The organism is Streptomyces nanhaiensis (assembly GCF_046614825.1).
GTDB lineage: Bacteria > Actinomycetota > Actinomycetes > Streptomycetales > Streptomycetaceae > Streptomyces > Streptomyces radiopugnans.
Genome location: NZ_JBKJFM010000071.1, coordinates 19,538 through 29,174, shown reverse-complemented (window position 1 = coordinate 29,174; position 9,637 = coordinate 19,538). Strand labels below are relative to the sequence as shown.

The 9,637-nt window shown below is 73.6% G+C and carries 12 protein-coding genes; 9 read left to right on the top strand and 3 right to left on the bottom strand.

Features of this window, described 5'->3' with window-relative positions:
• From ACLIYP_RS16845 to hypA, 3 genes are all read right to left on the bottom strand, one after another.
• Positions 1 to 787 (bottom strand): acylphosphatase (locus ACLIYP_RS16845; RefSeq protein WP_412713948.1); only part of this gene is annotated, 787 nt, incomplete at its 3' end.
• Positions 788 to 807: 20 nt separating this feature from the next.
• Positions 808 to 1,623, bottom strand: a complete 816-nt coding sequence (hypB, locus tag ACLIYP_RS16840; RefSeq protein WP_412713947.1) for a hydrogenase nickel incorporation protein HypB — start codon at positions 1,621 to 1,623, stop codon at positions 808 to 810.
• Complete coding sequence (hypA, locus tag ACLIYP_RS16835; protein ID WP_412713946.1) at positions 1,623 to 2,030, bottom strand: hydrogenase maturation nickel metallochaperone HypA; 408 nt, start codon at positions 2,028 to 2,030, stop codon at positions 1,623 to 1,625. Before hypA ends, hypB begins: the two co-directional genes overlap by 1 nt.
• A gap of 288 nt (positions 2,031 to 2,318) precedes the next feature.
• On the opposite strand from hypA, the gene ACLIYP_RS16830 reads away from it, so the two are divergent.
• From ACLIYP_RS16830 to ACLIYP_RS16790, 9 genes are read left to right on the top strand one after another with little or no spacing between them, the layout of a single operon-like run.
• Complete coding sequence (locus tag ACLIYP_RS16830; RefSeq protein WP_412713945.1) at positions 2,319 to 3,371, top strand: NADH-quinone oxidoreductase subunit B family protein; 1,053 nt, start codon at positions 2,319 to 2,321, stop codon at positions 3,369 to 3,371.
• 55 nt (positions 3,372 to 3,426) lie between these two features.
• Complete coding sequence (locus tag ACLIYP_RS16825) at positions 3,427 to 5,214, top strand: nickel-dependent hydrogenase large subunit (RefSeq protein ID WP_412713944.1); 1,788 nt, start codon at positions 3,427 to 3,429, stop codon at positions 5,212 to 5,214.
• 13 nt (positions 5,215 to 5,227) lie between these two features.
• On the top strand, positions 5,228 to 5,800 hold the full coding sequence (locus ACLIYP_RS16820; RefSeq protein WP_412713943.1) for a NifU family protein: 573 nt from the start codon (positions 5,228 to 5,230) through the stop codon (positions 5,798 to 5,800).
• Between the two features lie 6 nt (positions 5,801 to 5,806).
• Positions 5,807 to 6,514: a DUF5947 family protein gene (locus tag ACLIYP_RS16815; protein WP_412713942.1), complete on the top strand. Its 708-nt coding sequence runs from the start codon at positions 5,807 to 5,809 to the stop codon at positions 6,512 to 6,514.
• Positions 6,515 to 6,524: 10 nt separating this feature from the next.
• The gene (locus tag ACLIYP_RS16810; RefSeq protein ID WP_237883809.1) at positions 6,525 to 6,734 is read left to right on the top strand and encodes a hypothetical protein; all 210 of its coding nucleotides are present in this window, start codon (positions 6,525 to 6,527) and stop codon (positions 6,732 to 6,734) included.
• The gene (locus ACLIYP_RS16805; RefSeq protein ID WP_412713941.1) at positions 6,731 to 7,504 is read left to right on the top strand and encodes a DUF6084 family protein; all 774 of its coding nucleotides are present in this window, start codon (positions 6,731 to 6,733) and stop codon (positions 7,502 to 7,504) included. The genes ACLIYP_RS16810 and ACLIYP_RS16805 overlap by 4 nt, the downstream gene beginning before the upstream one ends.
• Positions 7,492 to 8,607 (top strand): hypothetical protein, encoded by a 1,116-nt coding sequence (locus ACLIYP_RS16800; protein ID WP_412713940.1) that lies wholly within the window; start codon positions 7,492 to 7,494, stop codon positions 8,605 to 8,607. Before ACLIYP_RS16805 ends, ACLIYP_RS16800 begins: the two co-directional genes overlap by 13 nt.
• The gene (locus ACLIYP_RS16795) at positions 8,604 to 9,416 is read left to right on the top strand and encodes a hydrogenase maturation protease (RefSeq protein WP_412713939.1); all 813 of its coding nucleotides are present in this window, start codon (positions 8,604 to 8,606) and stop codon (positions 9,414 to 9,416) included. The genes ACLIYP_RS16800 and ACLIYP_RS16795 overlap by 4 nt, the downstream gene beginning before the upstream one ends.
• Positions 9,413 to 9,544 (top strand): hypothetical protein, encoded by a 132-nt coding sequence (locus tag ACLIYP_RS16790; protein ID WP_281250763.1) that lies wholly within the window; start codon positions 9,413 to 9,415, stop codon positions 9,542 to 9,544. The genes ACLIYP_RS16795 and ACLIYP_RS16790 overlap by 4 nt, the downstream gene beginning before the upstream one ends.
• The last annotated feature ends 93 nt before the right edge of the window (positions 9,545 to 9,637 follow it).

The window sequence follows — 9,637 nt, the reverse complement described above, 5'->3', positions numbered from 1 at the left end:
CGGGGTCGGTCGCGTCGCAGGCCAGGTGGTAGCCGCCGACGCCCTTGACCGCCACGACCGCGCCCTCGGCCAGCAGTCGGCGGGCCCCGGCCAGCGCCTCCTCGCCCGTGAACTCGCCCGCGCCCGTGACCGCGGCCGCGCCGCGGGCACGGGTGAGCCGGAGCCGGGGGCCGCAGTCGTGGCAGGCGACCGGCTGGGCGTGGAAGCGGCGGTCGGCCGGGTCGGCGTACTCCCGCGCGCAGGCCGGGCACAGGGGGAAGGCGGCCATGGTCGTGGTCGCGCGGTCGTAGGGCAGCGCGGTGGCGATGGTGAACCGCGGGCCGCAGTGGGTGCAGGTGACGAACGGGTGCCGGTGGCGGCGGTCGGCCGGGTCGGCCAGCTCCCGCAGGCAGTCGTCGCAGGTGGCGGTGTCGGGCGGGATCCGGGTGCGGCCCCCGCCCTGCTCGGAGGGGCGGATGGAGAACTCCGCGTGGTGCGGGCCGGCACCGGAGCCGGTCCCGAGCGGGGGTACCTCCTCGGCCGCCACCGAGGAGACGGCCGCGAGGGGCGGCGCCTGCTCCACCAGTCCCCGGCAGAACGCCTCCACCGCCGCGGGCGTTCCCTCGACCTCGGCGACCACACCGTCGGCGTTGTTCGCCACGTGCCCCGACAGCCCCAGCCGCGAGGCCAGGGCGTGGACGAAGGGGCGGAAGCCCACACCCTGGACGGTTCCGCGCACGGTCAGACGCCGCCGTACGCGGTCCGCTCCGGCGTCCGGGCCCGGCCGGCCCTCGACGACGGCCGTCATGACGCTCCTCTCCACCGCCGCTACCGTGCGGGCAGGCCGGCGGCGGGCGGCGCGTCTTCCCCGTCGGGGTGCGCGTGCGGGTGCTCGTGGTCGCGGGGGTGCCCATGGCCGTGTTCACGGCCGTGCTCATGACTGTGCTCGCGCAGGTGCCGCCCGGCGAGCGGGGGCCGGTGGGGGCGGGCGCCCTCGCACACGGCCAGCACCCTGTCCAGGAGTTCGTCGACGCCCTGCCCGGTGCGGGCGGAGGTGTGCAGCACCCCGACTCCGGGGTTGACCCGCTCGACGCTCTCGGCGAAGGCGTCGCCGTCGAATCCGGCGGCCTCGCCGAGGTCGGCCTTGCTCAGCACCACCAGGTTCGCCAGGCCGAAGGCGGTGGGGTACTTCACCGGCTTGTCCTCGCCCTCGGTGACCGACATCAGCACCACGCGCAGCGTCTCGCCCAGGTCGTAGGCGGCGGGGCAGACCAGGTTTCCCACGTTCTCCACGAACAGCACCCGGGTGTCCGGCGGCGGCCAGCCCTCCAGATGGCCGCGCATCTGGGCGGCCTCCAGGTGGCACAGCCCGCCGGTGAGCACCTGCTTGACCGGCGCGCCGGACCTGGCCAGGCGCCGTGCGTCGTTCTCGGTGGCCAGGTCGGCGGTGAGGGCCGCCGCCGGCACACCGCGCCCGGCGGCGCGGGTCAGGAGGAGTTCCAGCAGGGCGGTCTTGCCGCTGCCCGGACTGGACAGGAGGTTGACGGCGGTGATCCCCCGGCCGTCCAGTTCGCGGCGCAGTGCGGCCGCCAGTCCGTCGTTCCTGGCCAGTACGGCCTGCCGCACGTCCACGACCCGGCACATCACGCGACTCCTTCCCGTCGTTCCCCCTGCGGCGCCGAACCGCCCCGGCAGGACGCGCCGGCCAGGGGGAGGGTGACGTCGACGATCTCCAGTTCCCGTCCGGCCACCAGTTCCGTCGCCCCCTCACCGCACTCCGGGCACCACAGCCGCGGCGGGGTGCCGGGGGCGAACTCCAGTGCGCAGGCCGTGCAGCGGGCGCGGGCGGGGACGTCCTCGACGACGAGTTCGGCGCCGGCGAGCACCGTGCCCTCGGTGACGACCTCGAAGGAGAACCGCAGCGCGTCGGCGACCACACCGGACAGCTCGCCCACGCGCAGGCGCACCGCCTCCACCGAGGAGACGCCATGGCGGCGGGCTGTGTCCTGTGCGCTCTCCACCACGGCGGCGGCGATCGACAGCTCGTGCATGGGGGGTCACGCTAGCCATCCGCCCCGGCTCCACGGTGGGCCGCCGGTCCGGGCCCGGGCGAGTTCCCCCGTACAGCCCAGGCGCCGCGTACGCCGCCCGCCGGCGGCGGACGCCCTCCGGATGCTCCGGCGCGTCCGGAGGTCGCTTCCCCGGCACAGCACGTTTGAGTTGTAGGGGTTTGTTGGAAATGTCACGCTTCGTGGAGCGGTCGGCGGCCCGGGCACGCGGCTCGCCGCCCGCCCGGGCCCGGATCCCGGTCCCCGCCACCCGCAGGGAAGGAAGGCTCCATGAGCACCGACACGCTGGCCCCCGGCGGCGTCGACGAGGTTCACATCCTGTGGACCTCCGAGGGCATGAGCTGCGACGGCGACACGGTCTCGGTCACCGCCGCGACACTGCCGAGCCTGGAGGACGTCGTCCTCGGGGCGATCCCCGGCATCCCCAAGGTCCACCTGCACAACAAGGTGCTGGCCTACGAGACCGGCGAGGACTTCACCCGAGCCTTCCACCGGGCGGCAGCCGACGAACTGGGGCCGTTCGTCCTGGTGGTGGAGGGCTCGATCCCCAACGAGAACATCAACGGGGACGGCTACTGGACGTCGATGGGCAACGACCCCGACACCGGCGAGCCGATCACCCTCAACCAGTGGATCGACCGCCTGGCGCACAAGGCGTACGCGGTGGTGGCCATCGGCACCTGCGCCACCTACGGCGGCATCCACGCCATGGCGGGCAACCCCACCGGCTGCATGGGCCTGGCCGACTACCTGGGCTGGGACTTCCGTTCCGCGGGCGGGCTGCCGATCGTCAACGTGCCCGGCTGCCCGGTGCAGCCGGACAACTTCATGGAGACCCTGCTGTGGGTCCTGCACCAGGCGGCCGGGCTCGCGCCGCCGATCCCGCTGGACGACCAGCTGCGGCCGACCTGGCTGTTCGGCAAGACCGTCCACGAGGGCTGCGACCGGGCCGCCTACTACGAGCAGGGCGACTTCGCGCTGGACTACAACTCCCCCAAGTGCCAGGTGAAGATCGGCTGCTGGGGCCCGGTGGTGAACTGCAACGTGCCCAAGCGCGGCTGGATGGACGGCATCGGCGGCTGCCCCAACGTCGGCGGCATCTGCATCGCCTGCACCATGCCGGGCTTCCCCGACAAGTTCATGCCCTTCATGGACGAACCGCCCGGAGGCAGCGTCTCCTCCGGGCTGCTCAGCCGGACCTACGGGCCGCTGGTGCGCTCCCTGCGCGCCGTCACCAACCGCACGGTGAACAAGGAACCCGGGTGGCGCCACAACCGCGCCGAGCTGACCTCCGGCTACGACCCCCGGTGGTCGGGCCGGTGACGACGCACCGCACACCAGTGCCGAGGACGCCGAAGAGGCTCGAAAGGACCGCTCCGTGACGACCAGCCAGACCGTCCCGGTCGAGCAGCGCACCCTCACCGAGGTGGCGTTCGACCCCATCACCAGGATCATCGGCAACCTGGGCATCTACACCAAGATCGACTTCCCCAACCGGGAGGTCGTCGAGTGCCGGAGCACGTCCTCGATCTTCCGCGGCTACAGCGTCTTCATGAAGGGCAAGGACCCCCGCGACGCCCACTTCATCACCAGCCGCATCTGCGGCATCTGCGGCGACAACCACGCGGTGTGCTCGATCTACGCGCAGAACATGGCGTACGGGGTGAAGACGCCGCCCCTGGGCGAGTGGATCATCAACCTCGGCGAGGCCGCCGAGTACATGTTCGACCACACGATCTTCCAGGACAACATGGTCTTCGTCGACTACTGCGAGCGCATGGTCAAGGAGACCAACCCGTCCGTCCTGGAGCGCGCCGAGCGGACCGCGGCCCCGCGCGGCGACGTGCACGGCCACCGCACGATCGCCGACATCATGCGCTCCTACAACCCCTTCGAGGGCGCCACCTACAAGGAGGCGCTCACCATGAGCCGCCTCACCCGGGAGATGTGCTGCCTGATGGAGGGCCGGCACGTCCACCCCTCCACGCTCTACCCCGGCGGCGTCGGCACCGTGGCCACCCCCCAGGTCTTCACCGACTACCTGGTGCGGCTGATGCGCTGCATGGACTTCGTCAAGCGGGCCGTCGCCATGAACGACGACGTCTTCGACTTCTTCTACGAGGCCCTGCCCGGTTACGAGGAGGTCGGCCGCCGCCGCACGCTGCTGGGCTGCTGGGGCGCCTTCCAGGATCCGGAGGCGGTCGACTACGACTACCGGACGATGAACCAGTGGGGCAACGCCATGTTCGTCACTCCCGGCATCGTCGTGGACGGCGAACTGGTCACCACCGATCTGGTGGACATCAACCTGGGCATGCGGATCCTGCTGGGCAGCTCCTACTACGAGGACTGGATCGGCGAGGAGACCTACGTCGACAAGGACCCCCTGGGCAACCCCGTCGACCCCCGCCACCCGTGGAACCAGACCACCCTGCCCGCCCCCCAGAAGCGCGACCTGAACGGCGGAAAGTACAGCTGGGTGATGAGCCCACGCTGGTACGACAGGCGGACGAACGACTTCCTCGCCCTGGACACCGGCGGCGGACCGATCGCCCGGCTGTGGGCCACCGCCCTGGCCGGGAAGGTTCGCACCCCCTACGTACGCTCCACCGGGCGCAGTGTCGAGATCGACCTGCCGAAGACCCCGGCCATGCCGGAGATGCGGCTGGAGTGGACCCCGCCGCCCTTCCCCAACACCATCGAGCGCAACCGGGCGCGGATGTACTTCGTCGCCTACGCCGCCGCGATGGCCCTGCACTTCGTCGACCGGGCGATGGAGGAGGTGCGGGCCGGGCGCACCAGGGTCTTCCAGGAGTTCGACGTCCCCGAGGAGGGCGTCGGCGTGGGCTTCCACGAGGCCGTGCGCGGCGTCCTCTCCCACCACCTGGTGATCCGCGACAAGAAGATCGCCAACTACCACCCCTACCCCCCGACCCCGTGGAACGCCAGTCCCCGCGACTTCTACGGCACACCGGGCCCGTACGAGGACGCCGTCCAGGGCTGCCCCCTGTTCGAGGAGAACGGGCCGGAGAACTTCAAGGGCATCGACATCATGCGCACCGTGCGCAGCTTCGACCCCTGCCTGCCGTGCGGCGTCCACATGTACCTCGGCGGCGGGCGCACCCTGCGCCTGACCCACTCGCCGACCTTCGGCCAGGTCTCGTAGCGGGCGGCCGGACATGCCCTGGGACGACGAGTACGCGCGCGGGCAGGCGGCCCGCGCCGAGGAACTGCTGTCCGCGCTGGAGTCGCTGCCGGACAGCGCGGCGGCCGCCCGTGCCGCCGACACCGTCCAGACCCTGGTCGGCCTCTACGGCGACTGCCTGGCACGGATCGTGGACCGGCTGGGCCGTGAGGAGGACGGCGCAGACACCGTGCGCCGGCTGGCCGGCGACGAGCTGGTCGGCCATCTGCTGCTGGTGCACGGCCTCCACCCGGACCCGGCGGAGACCCGGGTGCGCCGCGCCCTGGCCGGCCTGCGGTCGCAACGGCGGCTGGAGGAGGACGCGGTGGAGCTGACCGGGATCTCGCGGGAGGCGGTCCGCATCCGGCTCGGCGGCACCGGGCGCGGCTGCTCCTCCTCCCCGCGCTCCCTGGAACAGGCGGTGCGCGAGGCGGTGGCCGCCGCCGCGCCCGAGATCGAGCGGGTGGAGGTGGAGACCGGCACAGCCCCGAACCGGGCACCCGCCCCTCTCATCCCGGTCGGCGACCTCTTCCGCCGCCCCGCCCTCGCCACCGAGCAGGGCGGGTGAGCCGCCGTGTCCGCACCCATCGCCACACCCCGGCTGCGGCGCCTGGCCCACCGCCCGGACCGCCTTCGCGCACCGGGCGCGGAGGGCGGCCCGTCCGGGCACCAGCGGTGCGACCTGTGCTCCGAGCCGCTGCCGGAGCCGCACCGCCACCTGCTGGACGTCCGCACCGGCACGGTCCACTGCGCCTGCCGCGCCTGCTCCCTGCTGTTCGACCGCAGGGAGGCGGGAGGCGCCCACTACCGGCTGCTGCCGCTGCGCAGGACCCGGCTGGACGAGGACGGTTTCGACGACGCCCTGTGGGCCTCGCTCGGCGTCCCGGTCGGTCTGGCCTTCTTCACCCGCGACGGCGGAAGCGGCGAGGTGACGGCCGGCTATCCCAGCCCGCTGGGCCTGCTGCGCTCCACCGTCGGGGCGGAACGCTGGCGCGCGGTGGAGGCCGCCGATCCGGCCGTCGCGGCGATGGCCGACGACGTCGAGGCACTGCTGGTCGACCGGGCGGGCGGGGCGCGGGAGCGGTGGATCGTCCCGCTGGACGACTGCTACCGCCTGTCGGCCGTCGTACGCACCCACTGGAAGGGGCTGGGCGGCGGGCCGGAGGTGTGGCGGCACGTCGGGGACTTCTTCCGCGGCCTCTCCCCCGGCCCGTCCACCGATCCGCCCGCCGGTCCCCCGCACACCGATCCGACCCCCACCGATCCCCCGTCCACCACCTGAAGGAGGCGTCATGGCCCGTATCGCCGTAGGCAAGGCCGATGTGAGGCCCGACAGGGCGGCCCACGTCAAGGGCACCAGGCAGGGCAACCAGAAGGGCTCCTACCGCAAGACCCCCGGTCTCCTGCCCGGCGGCCGCTCCACGGCCCGCCGGTCGACGGGCGTCAACGCCGGGCGCCGCGACCCGGTGATGCCCGGGATGCCGAACCTCTCGCCGTCATGACGGCGCCGTACGCGAAACCGGCCGGCGCTCCGTCCCGGCACCTCATCCCGGCCCTCTCCTTCGACGTCACGGGCGCGGAGCCCGAGCGCCACGCCGCCGTGCCCACACTCCGCTTCGACGTGGAGATCACCCGCACCGGCGGCGGCCCGGTCCGCTCGGTCAGCCTGACCGCCGCGATCAGGATCGACGTCACCCGCCGCCACTACGACCAGCGGGCGCGGGCGGCCCTGGCCGAGCTGTTCGGCGAGCCGGAGCGGTGGGCCACCACCCTGCGCCCGCTGGCCTGGACCCGGACCACGACGGTGGTGCCCCCGTTCGACGGGACCACCACGATCGGCCTGACGGTGCCGTGCGCCTGCGACGCCGAACTGGCCGTCACCAAGTACCTGCGCGCCGTCCCCGACGGGGAGGTGCCGCTGGACTTCCTCTTCAGCGGCACGGTCTTCTTCGACGGCGGTCAGGGCCGTCTGAGAACGGCCCAGATCTCCTGGGCCGAGGACGCCGGCTACCGGCTGCCCGCCGCCCTGTGGCACGCGCTGGTCGACCGCTACTGCGGAGGCAGCCCCTGGCTGCGGCTGTCCCGCGAGACCCACGACCGGCTCGACGCCTACCGCGCCCGCCTGACGCTGGGCACCCTGGACGACGCCGTCGGCGCCCTGCTGGACCGGGCGGACGGCCGCCGCGCCCCCTCCCCCGCCGCTTCGGACCCCTCCGACACCCCCAGCACCTCCAGAACACCCGAGACCACCGGAGCACCATGGACGACGTGACACCGGCGGAGCGCACGGCCGAGCCCGCGGGGAAGGTCGAGAAGATCGTGCGCACCTGCCTGTACGAGGGCTACCTGCTCTGGCCGTACCGCAGATCCGCGCTGAAGAACACCAAGCGCTGGACCTTCGGCGGCGTCTTCCCGCGCTCGTGCGCCGACACCCTGGGCGAGCCGCACCGGATGCGCACCCAGGTGCTGCTCGACACCGGCGGCCGCCCGGCCGACCGCACCGAGGTGGCCGTACGCGTACGGTTCCTGCACGTCGTCGACCGCGGCGTGGTCAGGGAGGGTCCCGGCGGGCCCGAGGCCGTGGACGAGCTGACCGTGGACGGCGAGCGCCACCTCGCCTGGCAGGAGGCGACCGAGCGCGAGGTGTCCGTACCCGTGCGGCTGGACACCGTCCTGGGCCGGACGGTGCGCACTCCCGTCGACGTCCCCGCGGGCACCGACCGCGAACCGGTCCTGGACGCGTCGGGCCGCACCGCCGGCGCCCTCGTCCGCCGGTGGAACGCGCTGAGGGGCACGGTCGAGGTCGGCGCCGAGCCCGTCGCGGACGGGGTGTTCCGGCTCACCGTGCGCGTCGAGAACACCACGCCCTGCCCCGCGCCCGACCCCGTGGACCGGGGCGCCCGGGAGGCGGCCTGCGCCTACGCCTTCGTCTCCACCCACACCGTGCTGCACAGCCGCACCGGGCGCTTCGTCTCGCTCCTGGACCCGCCCGGGCGGCTGCGGGAGGCGGTCTCGCGGTGCGAGAACCAGGGCACCTGGCCCGTTCTCGTGGACGACGACACCGAAACCGACACGGAGACCGGCGGCGCAGGTGACGGATCGTTCGCCCGCACCGTGCTCTCCTCCCCCGTCACCCTGTACGACTTCCCCGAGGTGGCGCCCGAGAGCCCGGGCGACCTGTTCGACGGCACGGAGATCGACCGGCTGCTGATCCTCGGCGTGATGAGCCTGACCGAGGAGGAGAAGCGGGAGGCACGGGCCTGCGACCCCAGGGCGCGGGAGATCCTGGACCGCTGCGCGGGGCTCGGCCCCGACGAACTGCTCGCCCTGCACGGCGCCATCCGCGAGTTCCGGCCCGTGGGGGAGGAGGCGTGAGGGACAGGACGGTACTGGTCGGCGGGGTGCGGCTGGGAAGAGGTGGACGGGTGCGGCTGCGCCCCTCCCCCGGCGCCGACATCCTCGACCTCGCCCTCACCGGGCGCACCGCCGAGATCGACGCGGTCGAGGAGGACATGGAGGGCCGCGTCCACGTCGCGGTGGTCCTCGACGACGACCCGGCGGGGATCGACTTCGGCACCAGCGGGCAGATGGGCCACCGCTTCTTCTTCTCCCCCCAGGAGCTGGAACCGGCCGGACCGGCCGAGGAGCCGGCCGCGCCCCGCGCCCGGGTCCTGGTGGCCGGGATCGGCAACGTCTTCCTCGCCGACGACGGGTTCGGCCCCGCGGTGGCCGAGGCGCTGCGCGAGCGGCCCCTGCCCGACGGCGTCCACGTGGCGGACTTCGGCATCCGCGGGATGGACCTGGCCTACCGGCTGCTGGAGGGGTACGACACGGCCGTACTGGTCGACGCCGCGCCCCACGGGCAGACGCCCGGCACGGTGTCGGTCATCGAACCGGACGCCGGCGCCTTCGACGGCGCCCACGCCGCACCCGAGGCGCACGCCATGGACCCGGTCAGGACGCTGGCCCTGGCCCGGCGCCTCGCGGCCGACGGCGGCGCCGGGCTGCCGCGCGTCCTGGTCGTCGGCTGCGAACCGCTGGTGCGCATGCGCGGCGACGAACCGGACGTCGCCGTCGGGCTCAGCGAACCCGTGCGGCGGGCCGTGGGCGAGGCTGTCGGGCTGGTGGAGTACCTGGTGGAGGAAGTACTCGCAGGGAACACCGGGAAGGAGGTGAACCGATGAGGAACGGCCTCTTCATCCCCGCCGCCGTGGTGCGCGTCGCCGTGGGCGTCCTGCTGGCCGCCGCCGCGGCGACCGCCGCGGCGGGAGCGCCCTCCCTGGTGCGGTACATGCGGATCAGGGCGATGTGACCGGTACGGCGGACGCGACGGCGGGTCCGCCCCTGCCGCGGTGCCCCTGCCGGCAGGGCACAATGGTGCCCGCTCCCTGGCCCTGCAGGCGGC